Annotated in this window: 21 protein-coding genes, 1 riboswitch and 1 other annotated feature; of the genes, 1 reads left to right on the top strand and 20 read right to left on the bottom strand. The window is 40.4% G+C overall.

What is annotated here, in order from left to right; translation table 11 throughout:
• Positions 1-7 precede the first annotated feature (7 nt).
• The 6 genes from SAY88_RS03140 to ilvE all read right to left on the bottom strand — a co-directional run bounded on the left by SAY88_RS03140 (position 8) and on the right by ilvE (position 7,857).
• Positions 8-1,558 carry a 2-isopropylmalate synthase gene (locus SAY88_RS03140; protein ID WP_332629222.1) on the bottom strand — a complete coding sequence of 517 codons (1,551 nt, stop codon included), beginning with the start codon at positions 1,556-1,558 and terminating at the stop codon, positions 8-10.
• Positions 1,545-2,561, bottom strand: a complete 1,017-nt coding sequence (gene ilvC, locus SAY88_RS03135; protein ID WP_250096963.1) for a ketol-acid reductoisomerase — start codon at positions 2,559-2,561, stop codon at positions 1,545-1,547. Before ilvC ends, SAY88_RS03140 begins: the two co-directional genes overlap by 14 nt.
• Before the next feature lie 59 nt (positions 2,562-2,620).
• Entirely contained in the window at positions 2,621-3,142 is a 522-nt protein-coding gene (gene ilvN / locus SAY88_RS03130) for an acetolactate synthase small subunit (protein ID WP_034627024.1), read from the bottom strand.
• Positions 3,139-4,866 (bottom strand): acetolactate synthase large subunit, encoded by a 1,728-nt coding sequence (ilvB, locus tag SAY88_RS03125; protein WP_332629219.1) that lies wholly within the window; start codon positions 4,864-4,866, stop codon positions 3,139-3,141. The genes ilvN and ilvB overlap by 4 nt, the downstream gene beginning before the upstream one ends.
• 127 nt (positions 4,867-4,993) lie before the next feature.
• Positions 4,994-5,237 (bottom strand) — a binding site (T-box leader).
• Between the two features lie 3 nt (positions 5,238-5,240).
• Positions 5,241-6,908 (bottom strand): dihydroxy-acid dehydratase, encoded by a 1,668-nt coding sequence (gene ilvD / locus SAY88_RS03120; RefSeq protein WP_332629218.1) that lies wholly within the window; start codon positions 6,906-6,908, stop codon positions 5,241-5,243.
• A 55-nt stretch (positions 6,909-6,963) separates the two neighbouring features.
• Positions 6,964-7,857 carry a branched-chain-amino-acid transaminase gene (gene ilvE / locus SAY88_RS03115; RefSeq protein ID WP_250096959.1) on the bottom strand — a complete coding sequence of 298 codons (894 nt, stop codon included), beginning with the start codon at positions 7,855-7,857 and terminating at the stop codon, positions 6,964-6,966.
• A gap of 300 nt (positions 7,858-8,157) precedes the next feature.
• Here ilvE and SAY88_RS03110 point away from each other — a divergent pair, with 300 nt between their 5' ends.
• Positions 8,158-8,568: a hypothetical protein gene (locus SAY88_RS03110; protein WP_332629216.1), complete on the top strand. Its 411-nt coding sequence runs from the start codon at positions 8,158-8,160 to the stop codon at positions 8,566-8,568.
• Between the two features lie 435 nt (positions 8,569-9,003).
• Positions 9,004-9,172: riboswitch (cobalamin riboswitch) on the bottom strand.
• A 469-nt stretch (positions 9,173-9,641) separates the two neighbouring features.
• On the opposite strand, the gene SAY88_RS03105 is transcribed toward SAY88_RS03110, so the two are convergent.
• The 14 genes from SAY88_RS03105 to SAY88_RS03040 all read right to left on the bottom strand — a co-directional run bounded on the left by SAY88_RS03105 (position 9,642) and on the right by SAY88_RS03040 (position 16,719).
• Positions 9,642-10,082 (bottom strand): phBC6A51 family helix-turn-helix protein, encoded by a 441-nt coding sequence (locus tag SAY88_RS03105; RefSeq protein ID WP_332629214.1) that lies wholly within the window; start codon positions 10,080-10,082, stop codon positions 9,642-9,644.
• A 1-nt stretch (position 10,083) separates the two neighbouring features.
• The gene (locus SAY88_RS03100) at positions 10,084-10,698 is read right to left on the bottom strand and encodes a hypothetical protein (protein WP_332629213.1); all 615 of its coding nucleotides are present in this window, start codon (positions 10,696-10,698) and stop codon (positions 10,084-10,086) included.
• Positions 10,699-10,735: 37 nt separating this feature from the next.
• A complete protein-coding gene (locus SAY88_RS03095; RefSeq protein ID WP_332629211.1) occupies positions 10,736-11,425 on the bottom strand; it encodes a hypothetical protein in 690 nt (229 codons plus the stop codon).
• Positions 11,422-13,197 (bottom strand): phage tail tape measure protein, encoded by a 1,776-nt coding sequence (locus tag SAY88_RS03090; RefSeq protein ID WP_332629210.1) that lies wholly within the window; start codon positions 13,195-13,197, stop codon positions 11,422-11,424. Before SAY88_RS03090 ends, SAY88_RS03095 begins: the two co-directional genes overlap by 4 nt.
• Before the next feature lie 48 nt (positions 13,198-13,245).
• A complete protein-coding gene (locus SAY88_RS03085; protein ID WP_332629208.1) occupies positions 13,246-13,593 on the bottom strand; it encodes a hypothetical protein in 348 nt (115 codons plus the stop codon).
• 243 nt (positions 13,594-13,836) lie between these two features.
• Positions 13,837-14,139: a hypothetical protein gene (locus SAY88_RS03080; protein WP_332629207.1), complete on the bottom strand. Its 303-nt coding sequence runs from the start codon at positions 14,137-14,139 to the stop codon at positions 13,837-13,839.
• Positions 14,140-14,184: 45 nt separating this feature from the next.
• Positions 14,185-14,448 carry a hypothetical protein gene (locus SAY88_RS03075; RefSeq protein WP_332629206.1) on the bottom strand — a complete coding sequence of 88 codons (264 nt, stop codon included), beginning with the start codon at positions 14,446-14,448 and terminating at the stop codon, positions 14,185-14,187.
• Positions 14,449-14,475: 27 nt separating this feature from the next.
• Positions 14,476-14,631, bottom strand: a complete 156-nt coding sequence (locus SAY88_RS03070) for a hypothetical protein (protein ID WP_332629205.1) — start codon at positions 14,629-14,631, stop codon at positions 14,476-14,478.
• A gap of 1 nt (position 14,632) precedes the next feature.
• Positions 14,633-15,025 (bottom strand): hypothetical protein, encoded by a 393-nt coding sequence (locus tag SAY88_RS03065; RefSeq protein WP_332629204.1) that lies wholly within the window; start codon positions 15,023-15,025, stop codon positions 14,633-14,635.
• Positions 14,998-15,288, bottom strand: coding sequence for a hypothetical protein (locus SAY88_RS03060; protein ID WP_332629202.1), 291 nt, complete (start codon positions 15,286-15,288; stop codon positions 14,998-15,000). Before SAY88_RS03060 ends, SAY88_RS03065 begins: the two co-directional genes overlap by 28 nt.
• A 38-nt stretch (positions 15,289-15,326) precedes the next feature.
• Positions 15,327-15,587, bottom strand: a complete 261-nt coding sequence (locus SAY88_RS03055; RefSeq protein ID WP_332629200.1) for a hypothetical protein — start codon at positions 15,585-15,587, stop codon at positions 15,327-15,329.
• A complete protein-coding gene (locus SAY88_RS03050) occupies positions 15,571-16,188 on the bottom strand; it encodes an HNH endonuclease (protein WP_332629198.1) in 618 nt (205 codons plus the stop codon). The genes SAY88_RS03055 and SAY88_RS03050 overlap by 17 nt, the downstream gene beginning before the upstream one ends.
• Before the next feature lie 31 nt (positions 16,189-16,219).
• Positions 16,220-16,420 (bottom strand): cold-shock protein, encoded by a 201-nt coding sequence (locus SAY88_RS03045; RefSeq protein WP_332629197.1) that lies wholly within the window; start codon positions 16,418-16,420, stop codon positions 16,220-16,222.
• A gap of 83 nt (positions 16,421-16,503) precedes the next feature.
• Positions 16,504-16,719, bottom strand: a complete 216-nt coding sequence (locus tag SAY88_RS03040) for a helix-turn-helix domain-containing protein (protein WP_332629195.1) — start codon at positions 16,717-16,719, stop codon at positions 16,504-16,506.
• Positions 16,720-16,738: the final 19 nt, after the last annotated feature.

The following is a 16,738-nucleotide window of genomic DNA, read 5'->3' as shown; positions in this document are numbered from 1 at the left end:
TCCTCCCCTATACGTTTAATGGATTAGTACGTTGTTGTTCATTGAATTGTTTGCGGTTAATTGTTCGATTGACCGCGTTAATATACGCTTTAGCTGACGCTTCGAGAACATCATGTGCCGTACCTCGGCCAGATGACTCCATTCCATCATACTTTACCGTAACATACACTTCTGCTAACGAGTCACGTCCAGCAGTTGTTGATTGAATTCGGTAGTCCATAAGCAAGACCTCTTCATCAATAACACGCTCTAGTGTATTGTAAATTGCTTCAACACTACCAGAACCCGTAGCTGCTTCTTGAACTGTATCACCCGTTGGCAACTTCATCGTAATTGTAGCTGTCGGAATATTTGTTGTTCCATAGTTTACTTGCAACGTTTCTAATTCATAATGAGCAACTGCAGCTCCAACTGTTGCTTCAGTCATAAGTGCAAATAGATCTTCTTCAGTAATATCTTTCTTCTTATCTGCTAGGTCTTTAAAAGCAACAAATGTTTTTTGTAATTGTTCATCTGTTCCATTAAAACCAAGTTCCAACAGCTTTTCTTTAAATGCATGGCGACCTGAATGCTTACCAAGTACCATTCTATTTGAAGAAACTCCTACAAGCTCAGGAGTAATAATTTCATATGTTTCTTTATTTTTCAACACACCATCTTGGTGAATACCAGATTCATGAGCAAATGCATTTGCTCCTACAACTGCTTTGTTGTTTGGTACAACCATCCCTGTTAACTTACTAACAAGAGAGCTTGTGCGTTTAATTTCTTTTAAAACAAGCCCTGTATCAGCTTTATAGTGATCCTGACGAATGTTTAAAGCAACAGCAATTTCTTCAAGCGCTGCATTTCCAGCCCTTTCTCCAATTCCATTAACTGTACATTCGACTTGGCCAGCACCATTTTGAATCGCTGCTAGTGAGTTTGCAACCGCCATTCCAAGGTCATCATGGTTATGTGTAGAAAGAATCGCCCGATCGATGTTAGGTACATTCTCTGTGACATAACGGAACATTTGACCAATCTCATAAGGAGTCGTGTAACCCACTGTGTCGGGTAAATTAATAACCGTTGCTCCTGCATCAATCACTTCACGAATAATTTTAGCAAGAAACGGCAGCTCAGTTCGGCTTGCATCTTCAGCAGACCATTGAACTTGAGGAAACGTCTTCTTCGCTTTTTTTACAGCTGCTACTGCATTTTCAATGACTTGATCAGGCGTCATTTTCAGTTTATATTCCATGTGAATCGGTGATGTTGCTATAAACACATGGATTCTTGGTTCTGCACTATCTTTAAGTGCTTCCCAAGTTGTCCCAATGTCACGCTCAAGCGAACGGGAGAGACCTGTAATTGAACTGCTCTTAATCGTTTGAGCAATAGCTCTTACGGAAGCAAAATCTCCTTGAGAGGAGGCTGGAAACCCAGCCTCAATGATATCTACTCCCAAACGTTCAAGTTGCTTTGCAATCTCAAGTTTCTCTTGAAAGTTTAAGTTAACTCCTGCTGATTGTTCTCCGTCCCTTAGCGTGGTATCGAAGACATTAATTTTTCGCACTACCAACCACTCCTTTAGATTTTACGAATGGCATCATTTCACGAAGCTCGCGACCAACCACTTCAATTGGGTGTTGGCTTTCTGCTCTTGTGATTGCCGTGAATTCAGGACGATTTGCTTGGTTTTCAAGAATCCATCCTTTTGCAAATTTACCAGTTTGGATATCTGTTAGAATGCTCTTCATTGCTTTCTTCGTTTCATCTGTTACAACTTGAGGACCAGCTACATAATCTCCCCATTGTGCTGTATCAGAGATAGAGTAACGCATTCCTTCAAGTCCACCTTCATACATAAGGTCAACGATTAATTTTAATTCATGTAAGCACTCAAAGTAAGCAACTTCAGGTTGGTAGCCAGCTTCTACTAATGTCTCAAAACCAGCTTTAACAAGTGCTGCTGTTCCTCCGCAAAGTACTGCTTGCTCACCGAATAGATCTGTTTCAGTTTCTTCTTGGAATGTTGTTTCAAGAACACCGGCACGAGCTGATCCGATTTGCTTTGCGTAAGCTAGCGCAATATCTTTTGCTTGACCTGTTGCATCTTGGAATACAGCAATTAAGCCTGGTACCCCTGCTCCATCAACGAATGTACGGCGCACAAGATGGCCTGGTCCTTTTGGTGCTGCTAAAAACACATCAACATCTGCTGGTGGGACAATTTGGTTAAAATGAACGTTAAATCCATGAGCGAATGCTAATGCTTTTCCTGCATGTAATTCTGGCTCAATTTCGTTTTTGTAAACTGTTGGTTGATGCTCATCAGGAAGCAAGATCATGATAACGTCAGCTTGAGCTGCAGCTTCTCTAACAGGGAAAACTTCAAAACCATCACTTACTGCTTGATCCCATGACTTTCCTGGACGAAGACCAATGATTACATCTACTCCATTTTCACGAGCATTTTGTGCATGTGCATGACCTTGAGAACCATATCCTACGATTGCTACCTTTTTCCCGCTTAATACTGCTTCGTTAACGTCTCCATTGTAATATACCTTTGCCATAATAAATCTCTCCTCTTGTTTTAATTAGTTTTTTATGTTGAATTTATGAATTCACTAGTTTAATTAATGAGTGTTAATCGATATGGATCATGTGTAGGCTTTTTCGTACTGCGATTAAATGCTGTAATTCCTGTACGAGCAATTTCCTTTATGCCATAAGGGCGAAGCAAATCAATAAAAGCTTCTACCTTCGTATGATCCCCTGTAATTTGAATCGTCATTGATTCTCGACCAACATCTATAATAGTTGCTCTAAATGGATTAACAAGTGCAGCTACTTCTCCACGTTGTTGAGGTGTTGCTACAATTTTAACTAATGCTAACTCTCGAGCCACGATGGACTCATCAGTTATATCTTTCACTTTTAGAACATCGACTTGCTTATTCAGTTGCTTAATGACCTGTTCTACATTTTCCATACTATCGGCAGCAACAACAAATGTCATTCTTGAGATGGATGGGTTTTCTGTTACACCAACAGTAATGCTTTCGATGTTGTAATGCCTACGAGCGAACAGACCAGTGATTCTGTTAAGCACACCTGAAGTGTTATTTACAAGAGCTGTGATCGTACGTTTCATTGTGGCTTAACCCCCTCCATTTGATGTTGTCCTTTCCCTGGTGCAATCATCGGATACACATTTTCTTCTTTTGCTACACGTACATCCAGTAACACCGGTCCAGGATGAGCTATCATTTCTTCTAAAGCACCCTTTAAATCAGATAGCTGTTCGATTTTCATTCCTTTAATGTCATATGCCTCTGCAAGCTTGACAAAATTCGGTTGAATCGGGAACAGTGAGTTAGAATAACGCTCTCCATGGAATAGCTGCTGCCATTGTCTCACCATTCCTAGAGATGCATTGTTTACAATGACGATCTTCACTGGCATATTTAACTCTTGTAAAATGGACATTTCCTGTGCTGTCATTTGGAAACCTGCATCTCCAATCACAGCAATTACAGGTGTTTCAGGTTCTGCAAATTGCGCTCCAATCGCTGCAGGAAAACCAAAGCCCATTGTTCCAAGACCACCTGATGTTACCCAACGGTTTGGCTTATTGAAACGATAAAATTGTGCTGACCACATTTGATGTTGACCAACATCTGTCGTTACAATAGCTTCACCATTTGTCACTTCATGAATCAATTCAATTAGATTTTGCGGCTTAATTACTTCTCCATCTTCTTTATACCAAAGCGGGTACTCGGATTTTCTTTCTTTTTGGGTATCAAGCCATTCCTTCGTATCACCAGGTTTCCCCTCTTCATCCAACAACATTCTTATTGCTTCCTTAGCATCTCCAACAACTGGAATTTCAGTTTTGATATTTTTGCCAATTTCTGCTGGATCAATATCAATGTGAACGACACGAGCATTTGGTGCAAAGTGTGCCAGATTCCCTGTTAATCGGTCATCAAATCTTGCACCAATGCTAATCAGTAAGTCGGACTCATATATGGCCATATTTGCAGTATAGGTTCCGTGCATGCCTGCCATTCCGAGGCATAATTCATGATCGCCTGGAAAACTACCTAGTCCAAGCAACGTATTTACAACAGGAATTTGCATTTTTTCAACATATTCAAATAATTCACTAGACGCTTTTCCATGTAAAACCCCTGCTCCAGCCAAGATAACAGGCTTCTTCGCTTCAGTTACTGCTTCAACTACTTTTCTAATTTGTAATCGATTCGGTACAATAGTTGGCTGATAACCAGGAATATTCACTTCTTTGCTATAATCAAACATTCCCGTAGCAAGTGAAACATCTTTCGGTAAATCTATTAAAACTGGACCAGGACGTCCCGTTGTTGCAATATGGAAAGCCTCTTTAATAATTCTTGGAAATTCTTCAACAGACCGAACTTGGTAATTATGTTTTGTAATTGGCATCGTGATGCCTATCATGTCAGCTTCTTGAAACGCATCTGTTCCAATTACCGTTGTTGCTACTTGACCAGTAATGACGACAAGCGGCAAAGAGTCAATCATTGCATCTGCAATTCCTGTGACAACGTTTGTCGCTCCTGGTCCAGATGTCACAATACAGACACCCGGTTTACCAGATACCCTGGCATACCCTTCAGCAGCATGAATTGCTCCTTGTTCATGCCTTGCTAGAACATGATGAATACCCGTTTTATAGATTTCATCATATGTTGGTAAAATAGCTCCTCCCGGATAGCCAAAGATAACATCAACGCCCTCTTTTGCCAAAGCTTCAATTAGCATACTTGAACCAGAAAGTTGTTTAGGTTCTTCACTTGTTTGTTGTTCTTTCTTTTTCACGTTCGTACTCATGTTTCATGCCTCCTTACAAAGATTCTCTCGTAAACGACCCCAGTATCTTAACAATACAAAGTGAACAACTAAAAAATTTAAAATAAAAAAATCTTTCCACCCCATATAAGCTACTAATCCAATAGCTAGAAGGGGCGAAAAGATTTTTCTTTCCACGGTACCACCCTTATTCATTAAATAGAATCATGCTCTATTTAATCTTGTTGTTTTGATAACGAGTGCTGTGTACACCCGACCAATCTTAATAGAAAAAATCGTTCAGATTGATACTCTGAGGCGAGCTTCGTCAAAGGCAACAACACCGCATCTCAGCACCACGGCTCTCTGTTGAAGTTGCATCATTGAGTACTTTTCCTCTTCTTCGTTTTTACCTATTATATTTTCATAACCCCACCGGTATTGGCTGAAGTAACCAATTTTGCATATCTTGCAAGATAACCCTTTTTCACTTTTGGTTCAGGTTCAACCCAACCTTCTTTACGCTTAGCATGTTCTTCATCGGACACTAACCATTCAATCGTTCTATTTGGAAGATCAATTCGAATACGATCGCCATTTTCAACGAAAGCGATTGGACCGCCATCTGCTGCTTCTGGAGAAATATGCCCGATGGAAATACCTCTTGATGCTCCTGAGAAACGTCCATCCGTGATTAACGCAACTTTTGTTCCAAGACCTCTACCAGCGATAGCTGACGTTGGTGCTAACATCTCAGGCATTCCAGGTCCGCCTTTTGGTCCTTCATATCGAATGACTACGACATGGCCTTCACGAACAAGCCCTTCATCGATTCCTTTTTGAGCTTCTTCTTGAGAGTTAAATACAATTGCCTCTCCATCAAATATTTTGATAGAAGGATCAACTGCCCCTACTTTGATTACGGCTCCATCTGGTGCAATATTTCCGTATAATACAGAAAGTCCACCAACAGGGCTGTAAGGATTATCTTTACGACGAATGACATCATCGTTAGTAATTTCTGCATCTTTTACATTTTCATACAAGCTTTTTCCAGTAATCGTAATTCGATCTGGGTGTATTGCTCCCTCAATGTTACAAAGTTCTTTAATAATTGCACTAACTCCACCAGCATGATGTACATCATCCATCGAGTAATCCGAAGCTGGACTGATTTTTGATAAATAAGGGACTCGTTCAGCTACTTTGTTAATTCGATTAAGGTCATAATCAATTTCTGCTTCGTTAGCAATTGCTAATGTATGAAGAACTGTATTCGTTGACCCACCCATTGCCATATCAAGAGCAAATGCATCATCTATCGTTTCTTCAGTAATGATATCTCTAGGTCTAATATCTTTTTCAACTAAATTCATTAAATGTTTAGCGGCATCCTTGATCAATTGGTGACGATCATTCGATGTAGCAACAATTGTCCCATTTCCTGGTAAAGCTACTCCGAGCATTTCCATTAATGAGTTCATTGAATTAGCTGTAAACATTCCTGAGCAAGATCCACATGTTGGACATGCTGTTTGTTCTATTTCTAGTAACTCTTCTCTTGTCATATTACCTGACGCAAATGCACCTACGCCTTCGAAAACAGAAACTAGCGATAAGTTCTGCCCATCTTTTGTTTTACCAGCTTCCATTGGCCCACCTGATACGAAAACAGACGGGACATTTGTTCTTACTGATGCCATTAACATCCCCGGCGTGATTTTATCACAGTTCGGAATATAAAATACTCCGTCAAACCAGTGAGCATTAATAACTGTTTCTGCTGCGTCACATATAATTTCACGACTTGGGAGCGAATATCTCATGCCAATGTGCCCCATAGCAATTCCATCATCTACACCAATTGTATTAAATTCAAATGGAATGCCTCCTGCTTCACGAATCGCTTGTTTTGCCACTTCTGCAAATTTGTTTAAGTGCATATGTCCTGGAATGATATCAATGTATGAATTACATACACCAATGAATGGTTTATCCATTTCATCTTCTTTTACACCAGCTGCTCGAAGTAAACTTCGATGAGGCGCACGATCAATCCCCTTTTTAATCATATTACTTCTCATTACTACCCGCTCCCTATTTCAATCAATGTCTCTTTATCTCAACTCTAGCTCAACTTTATCTCAAGGTTTCTGAATAAACCTTTTCTCCCTCTATTACAACTCTTTCTCTAAATGCTTCCAATAATCTCTTAGTTTCTTTTCCAGGCTTACCTTCACCAATGACGCGACCATCTACCTTAACAACAGCGATTACTTCTGCAGCCGTTCCTGTTAAAAATACTTCATCAGCAACATACACGTCGTGTCTAGTAAAAGGTTCCTCTTTTACTGTATAACCAAGATCTTTTGCAAACTCTATAATGGCATTTCTCGTTATCCCTTCAAGAGCTCCTACATAACCCGGAGGTGTTAAAAGTTCTGTTCCTTTAACAATGAAAACATTATCTGCGGAACCTTCAGCAACATAGCCTTGGTCGTTCAACATTAACGCTTCACTTACCCCAGCCAAACTCGCTTCAATTTTAACGAGAATATTATTCAAATAGTTCAGTGATTTCACTTTAGGACTTAAAACATCTGGACGATTTCTCCGGGTTGCTACCGTAACAATTTCTAAGCCAGATTCATATAATTCCTTTGGAAAAAGAGCTAACTCTTCTGCGATTATGATTACTTGAGGTCTTGCACATGATGATGGGTCTAACCCTAAATTCCCAACTCCTCTTGAAATGACAAGTCGAATGTACGCATTACTTAGTTGATTCTTTTGTAATGTCTGAACGACTAGTTGTTTCATTTCCTCTTTTGAATGTGGAATGGAAAGCATAATCGATTTTGCTGAATTATATAATCTGTCAAGATGTTCCTGCAGCCTAAAAACATTACCTTCATATACACGAATGCCCTCAAAGACGCCATCGCCATATAAAAATCCGTGATCATATACTGAAATTTTCGCTTCGTGTTTTTCGACGAAGTCTCCGTTTAAATAAATCCATTGCTCACTCATGACGTATACTCTCCTCGTGTATCATGTACATTTGTATAAAGTTCGCCCACAAACATAACATTTATCTCTCTAGAGCGGACATTTGTTTTTTTATATAGTGTTGTTTGAGATTTATCATACGCTCATTCCTCACTATGGTCAACCATTTTTTTAAAATAATTTGACTATTTTGATTAGTCGTTTTTGTTGAATGCGCTTACACCTTTGTTATTACTAGATTTTAAAAATTATATTTCCATTCAAGCCTATTCAGGGCATATTCCGAATACTTACGGACATCCTATACTTGGGTGATAAAATATGTTAAAAAAATACAAAAATTACATTCGTGTATCAAAGAAATTTCCGTACATTCGTTTTCAAAAACGAAAACGTGCCTCTCTCGTGTTAGTAGAAGAATTAGGAAAGATTTGTAATACCGAGGGAGAAAAATTGCTCTATCATCAATTGCGAGCTAAAATGTATTATCCTACTCCACATTATTGGATCGAGAACATCCGTGCAAACTTGGCCCTTGTTCCATACAAGCTTGCATTAATTGAATTACGACCAGGATTAAACGAAAAAAGAATTGTTCGTCAGTTAAAAAAACGTGGATGGCGTGTTCTGTTTTACGATACTGATCAATTATTAGAAAATGAACAAATTTATGTAAATCAGGTACTCCAGCAAGCTCCAACACAAACAAAAAACGTCTCCACCTCATCATAGGTGGAGACGTTTAACTGTTTAACTTTATTATGTAATATAAATGGCGTCCCAGGAGAGATTCGAACTCCCGACCGACCTTTGCACGTTATCTCTCAGCGCTTGTTATATCCGTAAGTTGAAACGGTCGTTGAACGGTCACTGGACCGATAAGACCGATTTACTTAATAATAGCACGTCCATCACCCGATAGCAAGTGCGCCCACTTAATAAGAAGAAACTCGTTATACGCAAAAATAAATCTAATTGCGCGAGAGACGTCGAGAGAAGCATACGAAAAAAGGCAGCCCGCTCAGGACCGCCTTTGTATTAATTATTATCGCTTTTCAATTTTTATTTTGTAGTTTATGAGTACATAAAATATAACGTTAGCAATTAATGAAGTTACAATTGATACATAAATGCCCATAACTATTCCGCTCACCTCGCTTTACTTTTAAGTATCAAAAGTAATAAGCAGGTATCCTGACTTGAGCTTTAAGCTACTCCGGGCCATTCTAGTAGGCTTCGTTTCACAATAATCACTCTTACAGTTGCGGTAACAGTTCTGGACTTTAACCAGATTCCCTATTAAGCCATAAATGGCACATATTCTTTGTAAATCAATATTTAGTTACGCTTATTATAGCTCGTACACCACATATTGTAAATAATAAATTATTAAGTAATTGTATCACGAACACACTTTCGCATATAATGGAATAAAAACAGTAGCGGAGCTGGCGGAAAATGAACGATATCGAGCGGAAGCTTAAGCAGATAATTCAAAACGTAAGGCACACGAAAGGGAGAAATCCTACGCTTGAGGAATTAGCGCAGTGGACCGGAAGGAGCGAACAAGACTTACGCGGTATCTTAAGTAGACTTGCAGAACGCGGATAGAATGACTGCGATCTCTTCTTGCTTTAATTTACGTTTAAGTTGTTTCTCAAGATACTCGATTACTTCGGTAACTGTCGGATTCATGGCGGCACCTCGTTTTTAATTTTATATTAGTCGATATTTGCGGAATAGCAACGCTTTTTGTTAGTTTATGTAACGCATCTTTTAAAAAGCGAGCCGAAGCCCGCCCCTTTTTAATTTAAGTGTTTTGTCATATCCGCTAATCGCTCGGCAATCTCGGAGTCTGTCAGCTGCTTTCTTTCGCCTTCTTCTCCGTTCATGTTAACGATCTCCGACTTATTAACGATACGACCCGCCAATTTGTAATAGAGGTCTAGCGCCTTAATTGAGCCTAGCCCGTTATTCCCTCCGCGAATCAATTTCATAAGCATCGCATCAGCTTCAGCGCGGAAACTATCTAGCTCGATATCCGAAACTAGTCCGAGATACTTTACGAATGCCGGGTCTTTCTTGCGCCAATTATAAAGCGTCTTTTCATCGCATCCAACTTCGTCCGCTAGTTCTGCATAAGTTTTCTTTTCCTTTCCGGCTAGGTCGTTTTGTACCAATAACCATGCGGCCTTTTGTTGCTGCGTCGATAATTTCGTTTCTAATTGTTCCAATACGTTACTCATTTTAATATTCCCCCTTAATTTTTTCGTAGTGTTGACGCCATTTGGCGATTTCCTTTTCTAACTCTTCAGGATTATCTAATAGGCGTTTAACCTCGAGTCTAACTTCCCGTATTTCTTCTTTATTTCTAGCGATATCATTGGCTTTGTAATCGTACGCATCGCTTGAGCTAGGTTTACATCTAAGAAGCTCAATTGATAGAAACAATCGGCGCGAAAACTCAATTACGTTATATTCGTACTCCCCTATACTTGCTTTTCGAATGTGATTAAGTGCGTCTTTCATAACCGCTCCACATAACCTCGAATTAAATCCAGGCGAATTCGTTTCCGCTAATAACAAGCAATCCGAAATATAATCGTCAAATTTAGACGTATCAATTTCGATAAATCGTTCGCTTTGTCTTACAAGCGCTGTATATTTGATAATGAACGCTTTAATGTCCTTTAATCGATTTTCATAAAGCGCAATTGCAACCGGTAAAGGGAGGAAAGGTGCTGGCGGATTGGTCGGTTTCCCTTTTGCGATTCGTTCCGCCTGTAATGCTGGTAGTCCGACTTCTTCCCACTCTTTTACCTCACGTTCTAGCTTCTGCCAGTCTTTTTCTGTTAACGTCATTTCTACCTCCTAATAAAAAGAGAAGCCACCGCGATGACTACTCATTAATCCAGCCTTTCGTATCGACGCTACCATCGAAATGGGTAAGCGTTCCATCTTGCAAGTTTTTCATTATTCCGTAATAGTTACATTTGGTCGACACTGTATCCTGCTCTAAATACGCCAGTGTCGCGTGAACAGTAGCAAGGTAATTAATTACCGCCTCGTGCTCTCGCCCTTGTGCAGCTTGAGGAAATTTTGTGTTTTTTATAATCGCTTCTAAATGATCCGCAGACGGAGCAATAATCGTGCCGTCATACCGAAAATTATTGAAGCGTTTGAATCTTACCCCTGTCTTGAAGTCGTCATATTTAACCTCTCCGGAAGTGCCGTCCTTACAGAAACCTGAAATAACAATCTGCAAGAAAAAGTCCTCATCTTTTTCGGAAGAAAGCGAACCATCGGCCCGCATCTCCCCTAAAACTTTCTCTAACGCCTTTCCACATTCCACCAGGTCAGAAGAAGGCGTCATTATTTCACTTAGCCTCTCTTTAATTTCTGTCCCTAATAACGAGTCACCACCGGAACCGAATAATGTAAAGTCGGATAAACGCGATGCTTTATTCTCGTTATCATGATACCTAAACGTTTTTTCTACATTACCGATCTTTAATCTACTGACTTGACGAGTATCAGCGGTCATCACTGATAAATAAGAGCCAAAACCACCCGACATTACCAAAGTCACGCTAACACAACCCTTCTTTGTGGTGACTTCGCCTGCATTTTAGCAAGTAGTAAGCCAAGCTCCTTCGCATCTTTCTTAGTCTCGACATCACTCTTCTTAATCGGAGAATTAATATTGAGCGCATTTTTGATTCCACCAGTAACCGTGCTCGCAATATTTCCAATAGCTCCAGCAACAGCGCCGACTTTCGATACAATACCCTTAATAAGCCCGTCTATAATGCTCTTACCTATCTCGAATAAGTCAATATCTTCAAGGAAAGATTGCGCCTCGTTCCATATATCGGAGATTGTCGATTTCGCATCATTCATCTTTTCACGAACGGAGTTGACCACATCGGAGAACTTCTGCTTCACTGTCGACCAAATTTCCGATAGAGTCGTAGAGAAGAACGCCTTAATGCGATTCCATATTGACGAAATTAACTCGCGACTGTTTTCCATCTGCGCCTTGATTGCGTTTTTCATTCCGGTAAAATCTCCGGTGACTAGCGCCTTCAAGAAATTTAGAGTATTCGTAAACGAATTTTTTATCCAACCCCAAATATCAGATATAATTCCAAATGCCATCGTCATGTAATTTGAAATTGTGTTATAGACGAGCGTAAAGTTTTTCTCGACATACGAAGCAATTGAGCTAGTTATTTTGGAGAAGAAGTCAGCTATTGAGCCCCAAATTTCCTTAGCTTTACTTGCGACCATATCCCAGTTCTGCCATAACCAAACTCCCGCGGCTACTAACGCAAGTATCGCAGCTATCTTCAATCCGATAGGCGAAAGTATAAAGAGAATCGCTTTGGACAGCACACCGAATACAGTAGTTAACGTACTAACCATCGAAATAACTTGTCCTGCGACCATCAGAACAGGCCCGAGTGCAGCAACTAATGCTAAAGTAATTCCGATCGTCTTTTGCATACCCGGACTTAAAGAACTGAACCATTCGACTAGCTCTCCTACTTTCTTTCCGAATTCTTGTACGGCTGGAATTACCGTGTCTTGAATAGCCGGAAATAGTTTATTAGTCATAAACTGCATAGCTTCGGTTGCTATCGGCATGAAGCCCGCTTTAAATGATCGCGTTAAGTCGTCCATCGAATCCATGAAATTCTCCGAACCCCTTACAGCAGATTCGTCCATCACTCCGCCCATTGCGTGAATTTTTTCAGTAGCCTCTTCTATCGACAGGCTTCCATCTTGCAGAGCCGGCATTAAATCCCTTCCGAGTTTAGTTCCAAAGACTTCAGCTGCCATAGCCGATTGAAGCGCAGGGTCTTCGATTCTTTGTAATGCGGCAATCGTATCACCGAGTACATCCTCGGTTGCCATGATGTTCCCGTTTCCATCCTTTACAGAAACGCCCAACTCTTCGAAGGCCTTTGCATATTTGTCGTTACCTGTTGCCGCTTGCCCTATACGCTGATTAAGGCGACCAACAGCACGCTCCATTGAATCGGTCGAGAGACCATTCTGTCCTGCCCAATAATCAAGCTCCTGGAAAGCATCCGTACTTATTCCGAGTTTAGTCGACGTCTTCGCAATCGCATCGCCCGTCTTAGCAAATCCACCCGCTAATCCTACTAGCGCGGTAGCTCCTGCAACCATTGGCATTGTTACGCCTTTCGTTAGTCCACCTCCTATGTCGCCTATTTTCTTTCCAAAATTATCAGCTTTATCGCTTATTGACTTTAGTCCACCATCTAATGAATCGAATGTGGAACTAAAATCATCCAAAGCACTAATGGTGAATTTCACATCTGACATTTTCCTCACTCCTTTAATGTTTGACTTAAATAAAAAAAACGAGCTTATAGCCCGCCATTACAAACGCTCAATACCTCGCTTAATACACTCCCCGCCCTTTTTCATTTCAGACGCGAATTGTTCTGAATCTACGTTATAGACAACGCTGGTACCCACCTTTAACAGATGAACCGCATTCAAAAAATGCCTTAATCCTTCTCGCAACAAAGTAATCGCCGCTTTATTCTCTTTGACTTTGTACGTATCAGCTATCGTTCTTGTAATTGACTCCCTAATCTTTGAAAGGCGCTTGTGTAACGTCTTTTTGTCAATCTCATTGTTTGCGTAGCTTGTAAGTAACGGTTTGAGTAATCGCGTGTAATTTGTAGCATCGTCTGTAACGCTTTTAGGAGTTACTTTCCTCATCTACTCACCTCCTTTCGGCTTACTAAATCGAATCACCGCGTAAGCTATTGCGCCGAATACAAAAATAGGTAATGTTACGCTTAAGGTTAAAAAAATTCCAATTGTTTCTAACGTTGTAATCACTTCCTTTACGTATAAATAAAAAAGCGCCCCATAATCGGAGCGCCTTTCACCTAACTGCGACCTATTTAAGAAAACCGGACCTTTGACGCTAACCGGGAACGACTCCGGAATCATCGCGTCTTAATGCTGCTCACCGTTAAAGCTGAACGATTTAAATACCGTCTTATTGCCATGCTCGCGGACAAACCAGTCTTTCTCCGCTTCCGTAAACGTCATAAACGGCGCATCAATCGAAAGATCAATTACCTTCGCATCAATCTCGTCGATTAACTCCATAACGTAGTTCATCGCATGAATAACCGCGCCCCCACCGTTTGAGCCGACCAAGCGCGGAATCTCCTTCTCTTGGCCTTCCGTTGTCTTTAATACTGTTACAAAGTCCTTACCGTCTTGCGTAATACTTACTGTTAATGTCGTTTCCATTTTTCATTCCCCTTTTTCGTTCAATTTTTGTCATGCCGCCTGATGCTACTTGATCCACGCGTACTTATTGAGATACGCAATTACATGCTTCGAAGAAGGTTCTACTTTCGTAACCTCATACTCATCATTATTTAAAACCCACTTGTTACACTCTTCGAAACTCTCGAAAACCATCGTTTTCTGCTCAATCAACTTCTTCTTAGCTTTCTTTTGCTTCTGTTCGAAAGGCTCCTCAGTTATTGATGGCCTAATGCTTGAGCTTGCATCCTCAATCTTTACTCCGATATTTGCTTGTCCTCTTGAAATCATTCTAATTCCCCCTATTTTTTAGTTAGTTTATCGACGAAACTTGCCCGTAGCTTTCAAACGCTCGTAAAGCTCTTTCGGACTTATATCTGATTGCTTCTTTTCGTCAGAGCCGACCTTTTTCTTCAACTCTTCGTTTTCTTTCTTCAATTTCTCGTACAACTCTTGATAATTTACTTCGCTCATATTAAAGACTCCCTTCTGCGATACTTGATTTGCGCTGTTCGGCGTCTTCTAACAGTAGATACGCGTCAGAGTGATAGAATTTACGCAATAACTTAACCTCGATACCTTTTTCCTGCGCGTAATCCAATTCGGCCTTAAACCTTCGTTTCTCAGTCATACGCGAAAGATCAGCGCGAAACTTGATCGAATCATATCCGGCTGGCATCTCGTCAATTAATCTGCGGATAGCAAATCGTAGGCCCGCATATTTAGAAGCGCCTGCCTGTTCCGACTCATATAAACTTGCGATTTTAACCGTTGAATACAGCCGGTCATCGTTTAAGACTCGGTAATCTGCGCCAATGATTAGCGCTTCTTCCGTTTGCTTTAGTTCGAGATCGCAGAACACTCGCATTCTTCAACCTCCTCCGGATGGTCATAATAGATCGTTTCACTTGCTGTATCGACCCTTCGGACGTGGTCAAATCCAAGCGACCGACATAACTCAAAAGCACTATCGAGACTAGTGCGCTGGACATATCCACGTTGTTTACGTGGATACTCTCTTTCGAAGGTTTCAATAAGCTTGTTCTGATTAAGGTCGTAAATTTTAATCGTAGCTTTATAGACTCCACACCTGGCTATTGAAAGTTTCTGCACAATGACTGCCTCTCTCATACTTATCTCCCTCCACGCGATTAGTCTTTTTATTTGTCTTATGCTTCGTCTAATGCGTCCAAGAAACGCCGCTCAGTGTTTACAAGGTAACTCTTGGCCCCTCCAATTCTTTCGGCGCGCTCCATTCCCTCAAGAATCGCTGCAACAGCGCACTCTTCGTCACTTACTTCATCTATATTCGTTTCACCGTAGAAAGAAAGTTCGTTAAATATCGTTCTATTATCACGCGGATAGAAAGTGACTGTATCTTTTCTCTTCGAATCCTCTTTCGTTTGCTTATGCTCAACCACGTAAACCATTTGCTACCCCCTCCTTATAATACTTATCTAACGCGGTACGGACCTTGCGAAGAGTAAAGTCAGTTTTATGCGCTGTTAGATCATCGACCACGTTCCAGCGATCAGTGCAGTTAATTTCGGCTAGGTAATCGACTAACGCGAAGAACCGTTCTTTTGTGAAAGATTCGTTATTTCTATAATGAAAATCAATTAACGGTAAATTGTTTTTCTTCCTATTGCACGGATCGCAAGATATAACGATATTACCTTTACTGTTTGGTCCATCTTCCGAAAAACTTCTGACATGCTCCAAAACTATGTCATCTTCTAACTCTTCTCCACAATAGACACAAGCGTCCTCGAAATAACCGACAACTTCTTTTACTTCTGTTATAGTTAGGTCGTCAACTACTCCGAACCTTTTTGCGCGCTGCTTCGCATTTTCTAACTTCCGAGATATCTTACCGGTCCTAGTAGCTCGATACTTTAACGTAGCTTCGTACTTACACGCGTAACATCTGTTAGTACGTTGATCCCCCGACTTAATTCGTTTATCAACTTCAAACTCTTCATTCAATTTTTCTTTTCCGCAAACTCTACAACTTTTAGTTTCAATTTTCATAAACTCATCTCCATCTCCATAATCATTTTTATTAATCGAGTGGCATTACGTTAATTGCTTGCAGTCCTCGTTCGGTATCTTCAGCATCGAAAGACACTACTTGTCCGTTCTCAAGCGTGCGGAATCCCGACATTAAGATTTTTGTTTGATGTACAAAATAGATTTGTTCATTCTCTCCATTAATAAAGCCGTAACCTCTTTCCGGATTAAATCGTTTTACTGTACCTTTCATATTCATTCTCCTTTACTATTTTCTTATTTAATGTTAAATTTTAAATAATGGCGCAAGTATGCTTTAAATCAAATAAAGTGAAACTAGTCTCTAATTCTATTCGCTTTTTCTAACGTTTCTAAGAAACCCACATCAACATCGTAAACTTTCGCAATACACATTCTTGTACGTAAGGTTATTGGAGTTATACCGCGTTCGATATTACTGATAGTATCAGGCGATACTCCAACCTTTTTCGCAAAATCAACCTGTGACAACCCTAGATAAATGCGTAAGGCTTTCATCATACCTGCATTCACATTCGTACCTCCTCGTATT

The organism is Halalkalibacter flavus, assembly GCF_036663575.1.
Taxonomy (GTDB): domain Bacteria; phylum Bacillota; class Bacilli; order Bacillales; family Bacillaceae_D; genus Halalkalibacter; species Halalkalibacter flavus.
The sequence above is the reverse complement of the archived record's forward strand: the minus strand, read 5'-3'. Positions and strand labels throughout refer to the sequence as shown.